Genomic DNA, 17,061 nt, shown 5'->3' with positions numbered 1-17,061 from the left:
CGGTATTGCACCCCACAACAATAAAACCAGGGAAAGAGGAACAGATCATGAAAGCTCGATTTCGCCTGTCTGGCGTAGCGCTCCCCGGCGTCGGTCTGGCAGGGCTGCTGCAACTGTGCGCAGTCGATGGCGTGCAGGCCAAGGAGTTCAGCGTGCTGGACAATCAGGTCACCGGTTCGATCGACACGACCCTGTCCTATGGCCGTTTGTGGCGGGTGCAGGGCCGTGACAAGAACAACGATGACGTCAACACCAACGACGGCAATCGCAACTTCGACACCGGGCTGGTTTCCGAGGTGTACAAGATCACCTCGGAGCTGGAAGCCAACTATCAGAACTATGGGATGTTCCTGCGCGGCACTGCGTTCTACGACACGCAGTTGATGGATAAGCGCAACGATTACTACCGCAACAACAACCCGTCGCAACCGAGCCAGAGCTACCCGCAGGACGATCGCTTCACTAGCCAGACCCGTGACATCGCCGGCAGCCGGATCGAGATGCTCGACGCTTATGTCTACGGCAACTGGGACGTCGCGCAGATGCCGGTCACCGCACGGGTCGGGCGCCAGGTGTTCAACTGGGGCGAGGGGATTTTCTATCGCGGCGGGATCAACACCACCAACCCGGTGGACGCCGCCAAGTACCGTTTGCCGGGCGCCGAGGTCAAGGAAGTGCTGATGCCGGTGGAAGCGCTCAGCTTCAACATCGGCCTCACCGATTCGCTGACCATGGAAAGTTTCTACCAGACCAACTGGAAGGAAACCCGCATCGATCCGGTCGGCACCTTCTACTCGCAGAGCGACCTGTTCGCCGATGGCGGCAATACCGCTTACAACAACTTCAGCGGCACGGCGCTCGATACTCCGGTGCCGGGTTTTGGCAACGTCATCGGCCTGTACAGCGCACTGGGCAACAACCCGTTGCTCGGTCCGGCGCTGAAAAGCACCGGCCTCTACGCCAATGGCGTGACCCCGGCCTACGGCAACACGCTCAAGGTGGCGTCGATCGGCAAGGACTACAACGCGCGCAACGATGGCCAGTTCGGCTTTGCCTTTCGCTACATCGCCGAGCAACTCAACAGCACCGAGTTCGGTCTGTACATGGTCAACTACCATGCCAAGGAACCGACCATCGCCGCTGACCTCGGTGGCTACAAGGGTATCGACATGAATGCCCTGACCAACATGCTGTCCAGCGTTGCCGGCAGTCAGGCCGGGGCACTGGCCAACGGTCTCGCCACCGCCGACGTCATGGGCAACATCCAGGCGCATCGGCGTTATGCCGAAGACATCCGCATGTACGGCTTCAGCTTCAACACCACCCTGGGCCAGGCCACGGTGTTCGGCGAAATTGCCTATCGACCGAACCTGCCGATCGGCATTGCCGCGACCAACGATCTGATCGGCGACCTGGCCAACGGCGCGGCTACAGCGGTGACCGGCAAGGCAGTCAATGTCGGTGGGCAGATGGTCACCCTCGACAGCGAGATCAACAACGCCGAACGCGTCGAAGCATTCAACACCTCGCTGGGCAGCATCTACAACTTCGGCCCGACGCTGTCGTTTGACTCGATGTTCGGCATCTTCGAACTGGCCTCCGAACACCTGCGCGGCAGCAGCCTGCAATACACCGCCTATGACGGCAGCACGCGTTACTACGCGGGCACCGGCAACACCTCATATGTCTCTGGCGGTGATCGTGACGATCAGGTCAACCGCAACTCCTACAGCTACACGGTGATGTTCAACGGCACCTGGAACGACGTGTATGCCGGGGTCAACGTCTCGCCCTACGTCGTCTACAAGGACGACTTCAAGGGCAACAGCTATCAGGCCGGCAACACCATCGAAGGGCGCAAGGCCTACACCCTGGGGGTCAAGGCCAACTACCAGAACAAGCTCGAGGCCGAGGTGCAATACACCAACTTCTGGGGCGGCGGGCAGAACAACGGCATTCGTGACCGCGACAACGTCGGGTTCAACCTCAAGTATTTCTTGTGAGTTCTACACGAGATTTCAGCAACACCTCATCCCCCCTGTGGGAGCGAGCCTGCTCGCGAAGAGGCAGGCACATTCAACATTGATGTCGACTGATACACCGCTTTCGCGAGCAGGCTCGCTCCCACAGGTTTTTGTACTTTGGAGAAGATCATGTTTCACACTTCAAGCATGACCCGGATTTCGCTGGCGCTTGTTCTGGGCCTGACCGCCGGCAGCGCCCTCGCCGCGATCACCCCGCAACAAGCCGAACAACTGAAAACCACCCTCACGCCGATGGGCGCCGAGCGTGCGGGCAACGCCGCCGGCACCATTCCGGCCTGGACCGGTGGCATCACTCAGGCGCCGGCCGGCTACAAACCCGGTCAGCACCACCCGGACCCGTACGCCGCGGACAAGCCGCTGTTCGTCATCACCAAGGCCAATCTGGATCAGTACAAAGCCCATCTCAGTCCCGGGCAGATCGCGCTGTTCAACAGCTACCCCGACACGTTCCAGATGCCGGTCTATCCGTCGCGTCGTTCGGGTTCGGCTCCGCAGTGGCTGTACGACAACACCCTCAAGAACGCGACCTCGGCCAAGCTGCTGGAGGGCGGCAGCGGGTTCGCCGATGCCTACGGCGGCGTGCCGTTCCCGGTGCCCAAGGACGGCGTCGAAGTGCTGTGGAACCACATCACCCGTTATCGCGGCATCTACGTGGTACGCCGCGCGTCCGAAGCCCCGGTGCAGCGCAACGGCAGCTTTGCGCTGGTCACCTCGCAGCAGGAAGCGCTGTTCAACTTCTACCGTCCCGGCGGCCAGTACGCCGACCTGAAGAACATCCTGTTCTATTACCTCGCCTTCGTGAAAAGCCCGGCGCGACTGGCCGGCGGTGCGGCGCTGGTGCACGAGATGCTCGATCAGCTCAAGGACCCGCGTCAGGCCTGGGTCTACGACGCCGGCCAACGCCGCGTGCGCCGCGCCCCCAACCTTGCGTATGACACGCCGATCGCCTCGTCCGATGGTCTGCGTACCGCCGACGATACCGACCTGTTCAACGGCTCACCGGACCGCTACGACTGGAAGCTCAAGGGCAAGCAGGAAATCTACATCCCCTACAACAACTACAAGGTCGGCAGCCCCGACGTGAAGTACGCGCAACTGCTCACCCCGGGCCACCTCAACCCGCAATTCACCCGCTATGAGCTGCACCGCGTATGGGTGGTCGAAGGCAACCTCAAGCCGGGCGCGCGGCATATCTATTCCAGGCGCGTGCTGTTTCTCGACGAGGACAGCTGGGGCGCGGCGCTGGTCGATCAATACGACGGGCGCGGGGAGTTGTGGCGGGTGTCGATGGCCTACCTGAAAAACTTCTATGACCTGCCGACCACCTGGAGTGCTTTGGACGTGTTCCACGACCTGCAGGCTCGTCGTTACTACGTGCAGAACCTCGACAACGAAGAAGCCTCCACCGTGGACTTCTCGCAACCGGTGCCGGAAGACGCGTACTTCATGCCGTCGGCGTTGCGCCAGCGCGGCACGCGCTAATCCAGAATGAGCCTATTACGAGCGCTTTAATTGCTATCGAGTCTGAAGACCTGTCATTTATGACAGGTCTTTTATGAAGGGGCCTGTTGCATGCTTAGCCGATTCCAACCATTCGGTTGAGAGTCAACGGGAGGTACGCATCATGGCCGTCAATGGCACCATGAAGGGCCGGATCGAAGAATATCGACTTACTGATAATGAGCTGATTGCCACATTCGATTTTGTGTCGAGTCGAGTGGGGCGACTCGATTACGAAGACATGCAAGTCTATGGCGATATGACCTCGCCCAGGCAGATAGGCATGGGCTTCAACCTGGTTGATAAAGACCAGCCAAGTGGCACCTTTGAATTCCCGAAGGATGGAGGACAAGTCAAAAGAATCTGGTATTCCAATACTTTGGGTGGCCATGTTTATCCTGCTCGCCAAGGTGTCGTGGTGCTGCAGAACCATGCGCCGGCTGAAGTGAGGATCAACGGTAAACTGACGTTCACCACAGATCAGTTTGACGGCAGTTACTTCAAGGTCGATGTCACTTATGCAATCGATGGCATGGGTGAAATGACCTGAATTTACTGATGCTATTGCTGCCACTGCCACTCGACATGTGAAGGACTTTCAGCTTTCAGGGATGGAAGTGATTAGTCCGTAGGAGGCGGGAGCGTCAGGGCTGTGAGTCTGGGGGGATTGGACTGACGCCATCGCGAGCCGGCGAAGGCCTGCAGGGGATTGGCGTTGTTCACATAATCTGTGATCAACGCCGTACCTGTGGGAGCGAGCCTGCTCGCGAATCGATCTTTTATTCACCGCAAAGCGAAGGTCAGACGCGGAAGTGGCTGACCATCTGCTGCAACTGACCGCCCAGGCGCGCCAGTTCAACGCTGGAGGCTGCGGTCTCGTCGCTGGCAGCGGCGGTCTGTTCCGACACGTCGCGCACGTTGATGATGCTGCGGCTGATCTCTTCGGCCACGGCGCTTTGCTGTTCGGCAGCGGCGGCGATCTGCTGGTTCATCGACTGGATGTTCGACACCGTGCGGGTGATGCTTTCCAGTGACAAGCCAGCCTTGCGCGTCAGGGCCACGCTGCTGTCGGTCAAGGCGCGACTGTTGTTCATCACGGCCGAAACCTGCTGAGTACCGTTCTGCAGACCGGCGACCAGGCCTTCGATTTCCTCGGTGGACTTCTGTGTGCGCTGGGCCAGACCACGGACCTCGTCGGCGACCACGGCAAAACCACGACCGGCTTCACCGGCGCGTGCTGCTTCAATCGCCGCGTTGAGCGCCAGCAGGTTGGTCTGTTCGGCCACGGCCTTGATCACATCCATGACGCTGCCGATCTTGTCGCTTTCCTGCTGCAGCACGCTCATGGCTTCGGTGGAACGCACCACTTCGCTGGCCAGACGCTCGATCTGCGCGATGGCTTCATTCACCACCTTGTCGCCTTCACGGGCTTCGCCATCTGCGGCGGCAGCGGCTTGCGAGGCTTCCTCGGCGTTGCGCGCGACTTCCTGCACGGTGGCAGTCATCTCGTGCATCGCGGTCGCAACCTGATCGGTCTCGACCTTCTGGCTGTTCACGCCGGCGCTGGTCTGCTCGGTCACGGCGGAGAGTTCTTCGGCGGCGCTGGCGATCTGGGTGACGCCGTCGCGGATGCCGCTGATCAGATCGCGCAGGGTCACGCCCATGCGTGCGATGCCTTGTTGCAGCACACCAAGTTCGTCGCGGCGGGTGACGGTGACGTTCTGGGTCAGGTCGCCGCTGGCAATGCGCTCGACCACGGCCAGGGTTTCTTGCAGCGGACGGGTGATCTGACGGGTGATGATCACGGCGGCAATTACACCGACCAGCAGCGCCAGCAGGGTGCTGATCAACTGGAAAGTACGGGCCTGTGCGCTTTCGATGTCGCGACGGTCGAGCTGGATCTGGTACAGCTGCTCGCTGGTGGTGACGATCGCGGCGCCCTGATCGGTCATCTCTTTACGCGCCTGCACGGCTTCGCTGTTGGCGTTCTTGTACGCCTGCAACGCGCTGCGATAGTTGCTCAGGGCGGTTTCCAGCTGACGCAGGGCGTCTTGTTGAGTCGCGGCGAAATGCACGTTCAGTTGCTTGAGGCTGGCAATCGCCACGTCCAGTTGGCCGACGGCTTTCTGCTCGGTTTCGGCGTTGGTGGTTGCGGTGTAGCCGCGCACTTCATAGCGCGCCAGGATGAACGCTTCCTTGGCTTCGGTGATGGCCTGGAACTGTTCGAAACGCTGTTCGCTCATGTCCATCTGACGGACGCGGTTGCTGATCGACTCGATCAGGTTGTAAGCGGTCTCGGCATTGGTGCTCATGACGTCGCGCGCACTGTTGCCGGTGCGGTAGGCGTTGCGCATCTTGTTCAGCGACGTCTGGTATTCGGCGATGGTCGCCGCCTGCTCTTTCAGCAGTTTGACGTTTTCCGGGCTCTTGAACTTGTTGATCAGCGCTTGCTGTTGCGCGGCAAAGCTTTCGAGGGTGGTTTGTACATTCTGCGCGGCGGTTTCGTCGCCGTTGGTCAGCATGTATTGCAGGCGGACTACGCGCAGCTTGGTCAGGCCGGCGTTGAGCTGGGTGATGTCGCTCATCCAGTTGCTGCGGTCGATCAGACCGCCGAGACTGGTCCAGCCGGTCAGGGCGAGGACGCAGGTCAGGGCCAGTACCAGGCCGAAGCCCAGACCCAATTTCATGTTCACGCTGATGTTGCCGAACCAGCTATTCATCACAATTCCTCCAGGAACGTAGAGCTTCTTGATCGTCGGTCAGGCTGGAAGATTGTTGTTTTTTTGAGCCAGCAAGGGTGTTAGCAGGACTGTATCGGCCGCAAACACGAGAGCTGAAAGGATTTTGTCCGACGGAATTTGTAACAAGGCTCCTCAAGACTTTTTTCACAATCGTTTCACCGACCACTTACGTGCGCTTCTCTACCCTCGCCGCATCGTATTGACTGTGATGCATGCCGGCGAGGCGGCCCGATGTGGAATTGAGACTGAGTCTGTTCGGCGTCAAACGCTCGATCTCCCTGAGCGGATTGACCCGATATCGCAATACCAGGGTCGTGCTCGGCGCCTTGCTGCTGGTGATTCCGCTGACCCTGTGGCTGCTCGCCCCGGCAGCGGTGCCGGACCTGGCCCATGGCAACATCTCCGGTGCCAAGGCGCTGGCGGCCGGGTGGGCCAAGGGCGACATGATCGTGCTGGTGCGTCATGTCGAGCGCTGCGATCACTCCCCGGCGCCGTGCCTGAGCGGCGATGACGGCATCACCGACCGCTCGCGCAGTGTTGCGGTCAGTGTCGGCGCGCAGTTCGAGCATCTGGGCCTGGACCACGCCGATATCTATAACAGCCCGATGTTGCGCACCGTGCAGACCGCCGGTTACATGTTCAACCGTGCGGCCACCGGCGAAGACTGGCTGATCAGCTGCAAGGGCCGCATCTTGCAGGAAGCGCTGGTGCACAAGCTCCCGGGCCGCAATCTGATTCTGGTGACCCACAGCGAATGCATGGCGGAGCTGGAAAAGGACCTGGACGTACCGGTTTCTGACCCTGGCTACGGTTCTTCGCTGTTCATTTCCGCCGCGAATAAAGCGGCCCCGCGCATGCTGGGTTTCATCGAAGCCTCTGACTGGCACTCAGTCACCACCCGATGAACTGACGTTTCCATCCCGTCAGCACAAACAAAACCCGCCAGTGACGGCGGGTTTTTTATTGTCTGGCGCTTAGGGCTTCAGTAGCCGACGAAGTAGTACGCCTGCCGTCCGACCATCATGGTCTTGAGCACTTTGAGTGGCGCGGCGGGTTCGCTGTCTGCCGAGATCACCGCGACGTTCGACGGTGAGGCGCTGAGGAAGTCGTGCAGTTGCGCGTCGGTATCCAGCCCTTTGAGCACGCGCTGGGTGTAGAACACGCTGGCGCCGCCGACCCGCTCATTGGCCTGGAACAGCGCCACCTGCTGGCCGTTGGCTTGCAGGGTCTGAATGTGTTCGGTCAGCGGCAGGAACGACAGTTCCTTGTCGGCGTTGGGCAAGGCCCACTGTGCGGCGCCCAGGTAGCTGGCGATCACCACGGTGAGTAAGCCAGCAGCAATCGCCTGACGATGGCGGGCGACTTTTCCGATAAACCGGTTGGCCGTTTCATGCGCCTGCAAGCGATCGAACAACACCCGCGCATACTCGGCGGCAATCACCGCAGCGGCCGGGGTCATCGACATCAGGTACACCGTGCGCTTGCTGGAGGCCAGCGTCAGCATGATGAACTGCGCCACGATCCACAGGCTGAAAAACAGCAGGTAACGGTTGGCTTTCAGTTCCTTGCGAAAATGCCACAGGCCCAGGTACACCAGAATGTTCCACGGCAGGAACGCTTCCGGGAGTTTGGCCAGGTAGTAATAGAACGGCTCGTAATGGCCGGCTTCGACGAACGAGCCGCTGAAGCGACCGACACTGTTGGTCAGCAGCACTTCAGCGACGGCGTGCGAGCCTCCGCGCTGATAGAGCACGGCGAGCCAGATCAGCAACGGAATCAGGCCCACGGCCGTGAGCAGGCCGGGACGCAGCCAGGCGCCGATCTTCAGGCGTTTGTCGATCAGGTTGTCGGCCAGCAGATAGGCGAAAATCACCACTCCCGGCATTGCCAGTCCGAGCACGCCTTTGCTCAAGGTGGCGATGGCAATCCCGACGATAAACAGCAGCGAGTTGCCCGCGTTCGGTGCGCGTTGCGCCTGAAAGAACGCCAGCAGCGCCGTGGTCACGCCGAGCGCCAGCAGCGCATCCTCGCCGACCCCGCGCACATTGCTCCAGTAGCTGGCCATGGTCGCCAGCAGAATCCCCGCTGTCCAGGCCAGCGCCTTCGGGCGCCCGAAGCGGCGCAGCATGCCGTACAGCAGCATCACGCTGAGCAGCCCGGCCACCGCCGACGCCAGCCGCACCGCCCACGGCGAAACACCAAATACGCGCATGGCGCCGGCGTCCAGCCACAGGCTCAGGGGTGGTTTTTCCAGAAAGGGCTCGCCGAACAGGCGTGGCGTCACCCAGTCATCGTCCAGGTGCATCTCCATGGCGATCCCGGCCACGCGGGCCTCGGTGGAGCCTTGCAACTGGTGGTTGCCCAGGGCGAAAAAGAACAGCAGGGCGGCAAGTAGAAACAGCGAAGTGGCGGCACGCGGCATGGGTTTCAGGCAACCGGAAAGGGCAGGAGCCTTGAGCATACTTCGCCAATGCTTAACAAATTGTGAAACTCACGCCAGTTGTCGCGACCAACGCTTGTCCGGCGTTTCGAACAACGGGTTGATCAGCGCCGTCAGCACATGGTCCTGCCAGCGGCCGGCGATGTTCAGGTAGGCCTTGGCGTAACCTTCGCGCTCGAAACCCAGGCGCTCCAGCAGGCGCGCACTGCGCTCGTTGCCGGGCATGTAGTTGGCCATGATCCGGTGCAGGTTCTGGGTGTCGAACATGTAGCCGATGCCAGCTTCCAGGCCTTCCTGCATCAGGCCCTGGCCCTGATGCGCGTGGTCGATGTGATAACCCAGATAACAGGCCTGAAACGCACCGCGAATGATCCCGCTGAAGTTGCACGCGCCGATCATCTGTTGGCCGTCCGGCGTCAGCAGGGCGAAATGCATCGCCAGCCCGGCCTCGTAGGCACTGGCCTGAACCTCGAGGCGTCGGCGAATCTGTTCGGTGGAAAAGTATTCGGTGGTGCGAATCGGCGACCAAGGCGCGAGGTGGCGCTGGTTGCGTGCATAGAAGTCACTTTCCAGTTCGGCCTGGCCCGGGGCCAGGATGGCGAGCGTCAGACGTTGGCAGGGCAGGCTCAGCAGCGACATCGGGCGCTCCGGTTGGCAAGGTCAGGGAAAGGATTGCCCACAGGGTGGAAAAAAACAAACCGCACTGGCTAATGCCGATCAGTTAAGCGCAGATCCCCTGTGGGAGCGGGCTTGCTCGCGAAAGCGGTGGGGCAGTCAACATCAATGTTTGCTGGGCCGACGTCTTCGCGAGCAAGCCCGCTATTGATCTTCGTGGCTTTGAGCATTGAGTTCGTTTAACTGATCGGCATTAACCGCGCTGGCGCCCTGTAAATTTCTCTGGTTGAGTGCACAGGGTGGTATCGAGTGCGGCATTTCTGCAATTGGAGGAACAAGCAATGGAATTTGCATTGACGGTGCACGGGCTGGCGCTGCGTGTTCGCTCGCCGGACCCCGCGCTGGTCACCCCGGTGCGCGAGGCGTTGAACGCCAGTTACCGCGAGCATGCGCCCTTTCTGGAGTGGGCGGTCGAACATACCAGTGAAGAGCGGGCGCTGTCGTCGATGTTGCAAGCACGGGAAGATTTCGCCAGCGAGTCCGGTGAGCGGCGGCTGTTCATCGTGACCGAAGACGGTCGAGCCGTCGTTGGCTGCATCGGTCTGATACCGCGTCGGCGCCAGCGCTACGTCGTCGGCTATTGGGCCAACAGCGCGTTTGCCGGCAAGGGCTATATGCGCGAAGTGCTGACGCAATTGGTCAGGCGCTGGCCTGATTTCACCTTTTACCTGACCACCTCATCGGCCAACACCCGCAGTCAGCGGCTGGCTGAAGCGGCGGGGTTTGCGCTGATCAGGGTTCACCGGCGGGCGCGGCAGTCGCCACAGCATGGCGTGCAGGACACCTGGGTGTATCGCTTCGGCGCCGAACGACGGGCAAAAAAAAGCCCGCGGGAGAGCGCGGGCGAACCGTAGTTTCTTGAATGAGCGAGCGGACTGTACCGTGTTGATCGAACCGGAGCAGTGAAGAAAAATTCATCTCGGCGGCGACGGCGCTGGAACCCTTCAAGGCAAGTGGTCCGCGGCAAAATCGGCTTCCGAACGTGCCCGCAAGCGGCCCTTGCGACAGGCCTCCTGAAAACGTTCGAAGTCGCGTTCGTTCTGCGCGGTATAACTGCGCGCATATTTGAACAGCGCGTCGGCCAAGGCATTGCCTTTGCCGATGTAGCCGCTGATCAGCGCCGCATTCCCCGAGGCCTTGGCGTGAGCGCGGGCCAGCGCGCGACCGCAGACCCGGGCATAAGCGGCGAACGTTTCGGCGTCGAAGTTTTCCAGCTCGGCGGAAATCTTCATGTCGCGCAATTGCCGCACATAGAAATGCCGACCGCTGGGGCCGGTGGTCCACCCGAGAAACAGATCGCTGGCCGACTGCATCAGGCGTTGTCCTTCGACCACACGCTGACCTTCATGGCGGGTTCGGGATTTGGCTTTCACATAATCCGCGAGCACCGAGCGCCGCGCTTCCTTGAACTGTAGAAACAACGGGAACTCCTGATCGTCGGTCAGCAACGCCACCAGACACCGCGTGCCGACGCTGCCGACACCCACCACCTTGAACGCCAGGTCCTGCACGTGAAACCGTGACAGCAATTCCCGCCGGTCAGCCTGCAGCGTGGTTCGGTAATCCCGCATGAACGTGTCGAACAACGGCCGCCAGTCCGCCAGCCGCAACCAGTCATCATCGGCGTCGAGCAGCGTGGTGTTCTTGTGCAGGTGGAAAATTTCCGGCAGGTCGTCGCGAATGATCAGCCGCCCGTTGGCGTCGCGCTCACTGATTTTCGGCAGCAACTCGGCATGGGTCCGCCGCTCGGCTTTGTCGACGGCACGCTGCACATGTTCCAGCGCGCTTTTGCGCGCCTGATCGAGCAAGTCTTCGTACTTGATCGATTCGTACCAGGTTTCCAGCGCACTCTGTTCGGCGCACTCCAACACCGTTGCCTGATAGGCGCCGACCATCTGCCGACAGACGTCCTCTTCAACCGACTCACCATGGCGCAGATCCCGCGCCGCCACCACAAAACTTGCTGCCAGGCGCTTCACATCCCATTCCCAGGGGCCGGGATGCGCCTCGTCGAAATCATTGACGCTGAACAACAGATTGCGCTCCGGCGTGGCAAACCCACCGAAATTCATCAAATGCGCATCACCACAGATTGGCCCGACCAGCCCCATGTTCGCCGTGCCTGACAAGTCATGCGCCTGCACCAGCGCATTACCGCGAAAGAAAGTGAAGGGCGACACCAGCATCCGCCCATAACGCAGCTCCACCAACGACGCGACGCGGCCCTGGCTTGAGGCCTTGATCAGCGGAATCGGATCGCGATTCATCTTGCCGGTGGTCGCCTGCGAACCGCGCGAGCATTGCTTGCGCGCGTCCTTGCCTTGCTTCATGCGGTCTTGGAGGGTGGTCATGGGGACTCGTCGTGGCAGTGGGGGCGGTGTGAGTGTAGAAGTGCTTTGGGGGTTTATCCGCAGACGTTGCACGATGTAGGCAACAGAGCAGACATATAAAAGCTCGGCATTCAGCCGGGCTTCTTGGCGGTATTCGGGTTACGCCTGTTTGGTCTCGGCTTCCTGGATGTCCGATCTTCAGGGAGCTGTTCACATAATTCTCACCTGTGTGGCGCGATGATGACTGCCGGTATTCCATCGGCCTGAGCGAGTGATCCCATCATGAATATGAGTGTTCTCTACGCTCTGATTGCGGCGGCGCTGTTCGGCGCCAGTACGCCACTCGCCAAATTGTTGGGGCTACAGACGTCGCCGATTCTGCTCGCCGGCTTGCTCTATCTGGGCAGCGGTCTGGGCTTGACCGTCCTGCGTTTTTCCCGCGATCGAGGCTGGCAGCCTTCCGGACTCAGGGCTGGCGAATGGCCGTGGCTGATCGGCGCCATCGGCTTCGGTGGGGTGCTGGCACCGGTGGCGCTGATGTTCGGTCTGACCCGAACGTCCGGCGCCAGCGCGTCACTGATGCTCAATCTGGAATCGGTGCTCACGGCACTGCTGGCGTGGGTGGTGTTCAAGGAGAACGCCGACCGGCGCATCGTGATCGGCATGCTTGCCATCGTGGCCGGCGGTGTCGTGCTGTCATGGCCGCAGGAGGCGGTGTCGGCGCATGACTGGAGCGGGCCGCTGGCTGTCGCCTTCGCCTGCTTTTGCTGGGCCATCGACAACAACCTGACGCGCAAAGTCTCTGCCTCGGATGCACTGTTCATCGCCGGTAGCAAAGGCCTGGTGGCGGGGCTGGTCAACTGCGCCCTGGCCTTGCTCATCGGCACGCAACTGCCCGCCGCCAGCTCGCTGGTGCCGATACTGCTGGTCGGCTTTCTCGGCTACGGCGTCAGCCTGGTGATGTTCGTCCTCGCCCTGCGCGGACTGGGCAGCGCGCGCACCGGCGCGTACTTTTCCACCGCACCATTCCTGGGGGCAGGCATCTCGATTCTGCTGCTCGGCGAGTCGGTATCGCTGATGTTCCTGCTCGCGGCCGCATTAATGGTCGTCGGGGTATGGATTCACCTGATGGAAAACCATGCTCATGAGCATCAACACGAAACGCTTGAACACGATCATCGGCATACACACGATGAGCATCACCAGCATACGCATGGGTTTGAGTGGGATGGGGTGGAGCCGCATAGCCATCCGCATGTGCATACGCCGATGCGGCACAGTCATGCACATTTTCCGGATGTGCATCATCGGCATGAGCATTGATCGGGTGTGTCGGGGGATGGGTTTTCGGCGGTAAGCGCTGGAGTGGGACGGTCAGATGCGACAAAGCCCGCACTAGGCGGGCTTTGTCGTTGAGAGTTGGTGGGCCGGGGTAATTTGAACTGAATTCTTAAAATATTGATTTTTATAGATTATTTTTGGTTAACTTTTTCGTTGGAATACCATTTGGAATACCATACGCGGATCTACTTAAATTGCCGCCTTTAGTCGGTCAGAGCTGAATTCCATATCGGTATTTCGGATCTCTATTTTGAGCTCAAGCAATGGCTTCTGAAAGCAAATGGCGGCGCTCGTTCTTACCTTCACTCGCTCTGACGAGTCAGCACATGTCTGATGGCTGTCGCGTACGGCAAATGCGCGGTGTCGCGTACCTCCCGCTCCAACTCCTCAACCCAACTATCATCGTCGGGATAAGCCTCGGCGTAGTCTGCAAAAATCTCCATGGTCTGAATATAGCCGCAGAGCTGCGCGCGACGAATCTGGTTTAAGGCTCCGTCCAACACAAGAATGCGGATGGTTTCTGTGGCACGAAGATGGTTGTTTGCCGTCAGCCCCGCACGTGGCCGCACGGTGCCGCCGGGCGTGAAGAGCAAGAATACGTCAGGATCTTCGATATCAGGCTTGATCAGTGCTTCTGGGGGATAAGCTCCACACTGGTCCTTGGCCATTCCGCAAGTTCCGGCACGGTTGCAGGAGCCAAACAGATTGCTCCAATCAAACGTACCTTGGGGGTATCTCCCGCGCTGGCGGAAATGTTCGATATGACGATTTCCATCACCCATTGGCCCATCGCAGTAAGCACATCGAGGCCCTTGCATTAAGTCCAGCGACAGCCAGATAGCCATGCGCTCTTCGGGTGTCACAGCACTCCAGGCATCCCGGCCATGCCGGTAACGTCTCAGGCCCGCCGGAGGTTCGTCTTGTCTATTCAGACGCCGCACCTCAACGCTCCCTGTTGCCAAGTTCGCGGGGCAGGCGCTGCTTGATTCCCTGTAAACGAACCAGCCGATCAAGTTCGTGCACAACTGGATGTTCAGCCCCGAAATGGGCTTCCAGCCTGTCTCTCAATATACGTCCCTCAGGCTGCTCATGAAGGTTCTGTTGAATCAGTGCCTGGTAATCAGAAACCCAGATGGCCTCAGGCACATGAGGTACCGGATCGACGCCCATGATACGGGCCAACAGGTCGGAGCTGGCGACGCCGCGGGTTTGCCATTGTGGCTCGCTGACGGTGGTGACCCGGCTGGTGGTCTCGGGATCGATTTCAGTGCGTAGGATTCGTACACAGGCCGCGGAGACAGTGCTCAATACCTGGGGGCTGTGGGTGGTCACGATAAGCTGCATGGCCGGGAACGCCTGGGCCAGGTTGAGCAGCACCACTTGTTGCCATTCCGGATGCAGGTGCATGTCGACTTCGTCGATAAGCAGCAGGCCTGGTGTCTCTTGCGCCGCCTGCATGCCAAGGTGGCCGTTGAGTTTGGTTGCGCGAAATGCGATATCGGCAACCATGCCGATCATGTTGCGAATACCGTCGCTGAGCCAATCCACTGGGAGTTCGCCCAATTGCTCATGACGGGCAACCAGTGCGTCGCGGGTGAAGGAGTACTCGATGCCGCTCCAGCCTGCCGGTTGAATGCAAGCGTTCACGGCGCGACTCACTGACTGGATGTAGGTGTCGAATTCAGTTTTGGAAAACTTGGCCCCTGCTTCAAGCGCCTTGAGTTGGGCTTCCTTGGCATTCAGGCTCCAGTAGCGAAACCACTGCACAAACGATTTATAGCTGGAGGCCGGGTCGAGGCAGTCGGTGTAGCCCACGGTCCGTGAGGTGCGTTGGATGTTCTTCGCATCCGTCAGTTTTTTCTGCTGCCACAGCCGGCCAGTGCCGTAGTACGCGATTAGTGGCAGAACGACTTCAGTGTCCGGTGTGCGCGAAGCTTCTTGCATGCGCTTGCCGTAGTTCACCAACTCCTTGGCGTCTTTGATCGAGGTCTTGGTCTTGGTCGTACTAGAAAGATGACGGCGCCAAATAGTGGGCAGTTGATCATCGGACAACTGATCCAGCAGGCTGCCGGGAATAAAACCCGTAGCCTCGAGCCTAGCCCCTTGGGGGGCGTATTCCATTTCGTTTGTAGCGGTTTGCCTGGCACGAAACTGGCGAATATCACTCGGCTCAAAATGCTTGCCCACAGCCTCGTCAAACGCCCCTACATACGGACCGAATGCGATGGCGATGGCGTCGAGAATGGACGTTTTACCCGTACCATTGGCCGCAACCAGCACTGTCAGCTGCGGGTGGAAGTCGATATCGATCGTTTCAAAGCAGCGGAAATCACGCAGCCGCAACCGGGAAAGCCGTAGCGAATTTCTTCCGGCACTCGTCATGTTTTCCTGCGTGCCCATGCGTAACTCCAGCCGACGCTTAAAAACGCTAGTCTACCTGTTGACCTGCTCCCAGCGCAGCCTCTTGGAGTGGCTGAAAAAGCCTTCCTGATTTTGACTGTTTTCCCCTTCAAACTTCTAGTCTAGTGAGAGGGGGGCATATCGGGAATTACATGGCGGCCTTGAATGCCGTGTTCATGGAGCGGTCACTGTAGATTTGTTCTAACTGCGCTCAATCAGACGCACCCTAGACGGGGGCCGCGAACCCTAAGCTCAAGTCCCGATTGGGTTTAGGTAACAGGAAATCTTCGAAAGTCAAAGTGACTTAAAGAAGCACAAAGTGATTTTTATATCCTTAGACCACTTAAGAAAGGGTAGATTGAAAAAAGGTGGTGCTGTTCTAGTTGGGCGTTTCCCTTCTATCATTAGACAAGGTACTGATGATGAATCGAGGAGTCCCATTCGAATTACAGTTTTAAGGGGGGCGCCGCCAGTCGAGGGCGAGCGCATGTAAGTTGGATGCTGTTTTGGTTTTATGGGTTTCTTAGTAGTTGTAATGTTCTGATTCTTTCAGGTATGTGATCATTCTTTTCTGCTTCCATTTCTATCAGTATCTCTAAGAGCCTTGCTCGGCTAATCTCATAGCGGCTCGCCAGCTTTTCGAGGCTTTCAATTGCCTTGTCTGAAAGAACAAAGTTGTACTGAGCCTTTCCTTTTAGGTTTTCTCTATATTTTTTTTGGGTCCATCCTTTTTTGATTTTTCCTATATAAAGTTCTTTTTGTTCTCGTGAGTAATTCGCTTTGTCAAAAAATATCAATACGTCTTCGAATGTTTCGAAAGGAGTTGATCCGATTGTGACGACGAAGGAGTTCTTTTCTAGCCAGTCCCAAGCGAACTGGCTTTTCTGGTCGTCATCTTTAAACCAGGCATACACTTTGTCGTTTGTTTTGTGACTTTTCCATCTTTGTTCAAGATCTCTAAGTAGATTTGTTTTTTGAGTTATGTCTCTTTGCCATACGTCGAGGATTGCGATAGGCAGATCTTTTTCTTTTAAGTCGAAGTAGTTGTTGAGTTGGCTGTGCCCGGTGGAGTTTTGAATTTCTCTTGTCATCCACTCTGCTACTCGACGGTCTTCCGTTATCCACTCAATATCTCTTTTGTGAACAAGTTGCTTGCGTCTTTCTTTCAGTAGTTCGTCGACTCTCCATGTCCTAGTTTGTAGGTATCTGGCCATTTTGTCTCTCATGCCAGTATCTGAGTAATCATTGGGGTTAAATCTAGTTTCGTAGAATGAAAGTGTGTACCACAGCCATATATCGTGGCGATTGCTGTATTCCGTTTCGCCGAGAAGTTGGGAAAGAGCATCTTCAAGGTGTAGTGCCACTGTAGATTCCTTCTAGCGTAAATAAAGTAAGAATATAGATTTACTCTACCATCACTCACGTGTCAACCAAGAGCATCTCTAGTAGTTAAAAAAAATAGATTTCTCAGTCTTTACTGGGGAACTGTACCTGTTTATAGCAGCAATATGGCGAAATAAGGTAACGCCATTTCACGGGCAAATTTTCCGTCTGATTAAATTTGGTGCCCTGCTCTGCCAGGGTTACCT

12 protein-coding genes and 2 pseudogenes are annotated in these 17,061 nt (G+C 58.5%); 6 read left to right on the top strand and 8 right to left on the bottom strand.

Annotation, left to right across the window (positions count from 1 at the left end; genetic code table 11):
- Nucleotides 1-47: 47 nt before the first annotated feature.
- The 3 genes from U862_RS0111440 (at nucleotide 48) to U862_RS0111430 (ending at nucleotide 4,095) form a co-directional block, all read left to right on the top strand.
- Nucleotides 48-2,003: a DUF1302 domain-containing protein gene (locus U862_RS0111440; protein ID WP_029977618.1), complete on the top strand. Its 1,956-nt coding sequence runs from the start codon at nucleotides 48-50 to the stop codon at nucleotides 2,001-2,003.
- A 150-nt stretch (nucleotides 2,004-2,153) separates the two neighbouring features.
- Nucleotides 2,154-3,527 (top strand): DUF1329 domain-containing protein, encoded by a 1,374-nt coding sequence (locus U862_RS0111435; protein WP_025110523.1) that lies wholly within the window; start codon nucleotides 2,154-2,156, stop codon nucleotides 3,525-3,527.
- 142 nt (nucleotides 3,528-3,669) lie between these two features.
- Nucleotides 3,670-4,095 carry a hypothetical protein gene (locus tag U862_RS0111430; protein WP_025110522.1) on the top strand — a complete coding sequence of 142 codons (426 nt, stop codon included), beginning with the start codon at nucleotides 3,670-3,672 and terminating at the stop codon, nucleotides 4,093-4,095.
- A 250-nt stretch (nucleotides 4,096-4,345) separates the two neighbouring features.
- On the opposite strand, the pseudogene U862_RS31475 reads toward U862_RS0111430, so the two are convergent.
- Both U862_RS31475 and U862_RS31470 read right to left on the bottom strand, forming a co-directional pair.
- Nucleotides 4,346-4,942: pseudogene (locus tag U862_RS31475) on the bottom strand (methyl-accepting chemotaxis protein); the annotation flags it as partial.
- A 261-nt stretch (nucleotides 4,943-5,203) separates the two neighbouring features.
- Nucleotides 5,204-6,232 (bottom strand): annotated as a pseudogene (locus U862_RS31470) (methyl-accepting chemotaxis protein); the annotation flags it as partial.
- Nucleotides 6,233-6,519: 287 nt separating this feature from the next.
- Between U862_RS31470 and U862_RS0111420 the strand changes: the two are divergent.
- Entirely contained in the window at nucleotides 6,520-7,191 is a 672-nt protein-coding gene (locus U862_RS0111420; RefSeq protein ID WP_025110520.1) for a histidine phosphatase family protein, read from the top strand.
- 77 nt (nucleotides 7,192-7,268) lie between these two features.
- On the opposite strand, the gene U862_RS0111415 is transcribed toward U862_RS0111420, so the two are convergent.
- Both U862_RS0111415 and rimJ read right to left on the bottom strand, forming a co-directional pair.
- Nucleotides 7,269-8,708 (bottom strand): glycosyltransferase family 39 protein, encoded by a 1,440-nt coding sequence (locus tag U862_RS0111415; RefSeq protein ID WP_256214667.1) that lies wholly within the window; start codon nucleotides 8,706-8,708, stop codon nucleotides 7,269-7,271.
- Between the two features lie 69 nt (nucleotides 8,709-8,777).
- Complete coding sequence (rimJ, locus tag U862_RS0111410) at nucleotides 8,778-9,365, bottom strand: ribosomal protein S5-alanine N-acetyltransferase (protein WP_025110518.1); 588 nt, start codon at nucleotides 9,363-9,365, stop codon at nucleotides 8,778-8,780.
- A gap of 317 nt (nucleotides 9,366-9,682) precedes the next feature.
- On the opposite strand from rimJ, the gene U862_RS0111405 reads away from it, so the two are divergent.
- On the top strand, nucleotides 9,683-10,255 hold the full coding sequence (locus tag U862_RS0111405) for a GNAT family N-acetyltransferase (protein WP_025110517.1): 573 nt from the start codon (nucleotides 9,683-9,685) through the stop codon (nucleotides 10,253-10,255).
- A gap of 90 nt (nucleotides 10,256-10,345) precedes the next feature.
- On the opposite strand, the gene U862_RS0111400 is transcribed toward U862_RS0111405, so the two are convergent.
- Nucleotides 10,346-11,752: a DUF2252 domain-containing protein gene (locus tag U862_RS0111400; protein ID WP_025110516.1), complete on the bottom strand. Its 1,407-nt coding sequence runs from the start codon at nucleotides 11,750-11,752 to the stop codon at nucleotides 10,346-10,348.
- Nucleotides 11,753-12,013: 261 nt separating this feature from the next.
- On the opposite strand from U862_RS0111400, the gene U862_RS0111395 reads away from it, so the two are divergent.
- Nucleotides 12,014-13,054 carry a DMT family transporter gene (locus tag U862_RS0111395; protein ID WP_025110515.1) on the top strand — a complete coding sequence of 347 codons (1,041 nt, stop codon included), beginning with the start codon at nucleotides 12,014-12,016 and terminating at the stop codon, nucleotides 13,052-13,054.
- A gap of 320 nt (nucleotides 13,055-13,374) precedes the next feature.
- On the opposite strand, the gene ptuB is transcribed toward U862_RS0111395, so the two are convergent.
- The 3 genes from ptuB to U862_RS0111380 form a co-directional block, all read right to left on the bottom strand.
- The gene (gene ptuB, locus U862_RS0111390) at nucleotides 13,375-14,013 is read right to left on the bottom strand and encodes a retron Ec78 anti-phage system effector HNH endonuclease PtuB (protein WP_025110514.1); all 639 of its coding nucleotides are present in this window, start codon (nucleotides 14,011-14,013) and stop codon (nucleotides 13,375-13,377) included.
- Between the two features lies 1 nt (nucleotide 14,014).
- Nucleotides 14,015-15,472 (bottom strand): AAA family ATPase, encoded by a 1,458-nt coding sequence (locus tag U862_RS0111385; protein WP_025110513.1) that lies wholly within the window; start codon nucleotides 15,470-15,472, stop codon nucleotides 14,015-14,017.
- 512 nt (nucleotides 15,473-15,984) lie between these two features.
- Entirely contained in the window at nucleotides 15,985-16,836 is an 852-nt protein-coding gene (locus U862_RS0111380) for a hypothetical protein (protein ID WP_025110512.1), read from the bottom strand.
- Nucleotides 16,837-17,061: the final 225 nt, after the last annotated feature.

It is taken from the genome of Pseudomonas sp. H1h (assembly GCF_000633255.1).
In the GTDB taxonomy this organism is placed as follows: domain Bacteria; phylum Pseudomonadota; class Gammaproteobacteria; order Pseudomonadales; family Pseudomonadaceae; genus Aquipseudomonas.
Note: the sequence above shows the minus strand (reverse complement) of the source record. Positions and strands in the feature narration are given on the sequence as shown.

Excerpts from the sequence above, each read along its gene's own strand:
- U862_RS0111440 (WP_029977618.1), top strand. The coding sequence starts at position 48 with ATGAAAGCTCGATTTCGCCTGTCTGGCGTAGCGCTCCCCGGCGTCGGT.
- U862_RS0111435 (WP_025110523.1), top strand. The coding sequence starts at position 2,154 with ATGTTTCACACTTCAAGCATGACCCGGATTTCGCTGGCGCTTGTTCTG.
- U862_RS0111430 (WP_025110522.1), top strand. The coding sequence starts at position 3,670 with ATGGCCGTCAATGGCACCATGAAGGGCCGGATCGAAGAATATCGACTT.
- U862_RS0111415 (WP_256214667.1), bottom strand. The coding sequence starts at position 8,708 with ATGCCGCGTGCCGCCACTTCGCTGTTTCTACTTGCCGCCCTGCTGTTC.
- rimJ (WP_025110518.1), bottom strand. The coding sequence starts at position 9,365 with ATGTCGCTGCTGAGCCTGCCCTGCCAACGTCTGACGCTCGCCATCCTG.
- U862_RS0111405 (WP_025110517.1), top strand. The coding sequence starts at position 9,683 with ATGGAATTTGCATTGACGGTGCACGGGCTGGCGCTGCGTGTTCGCTCG.
- U862_RS0111400 (WP_025110516.1), bottom strand. The coding sequence starts at position 11,752 with ATGACCACCCTCCAAGACCGCATGAAGCAAGGCAAGGACGCGCGCAAG.
- U862_RS0111395 (WP_025110515.1), top strand. The coding sequence starts at position 12,014 with ATGAATATGAGTGTTCTCTACGCTCTGATTGCGGCGGCGCTGTTCGGC.
- U862_RS0111385 (WP_025110513.1), bottom strand. The coding sequence starts at position 15,472 with ATGGGCACGCAGGAAAACATGACGAGTGCCGGAAGAAATTCGCTACGG.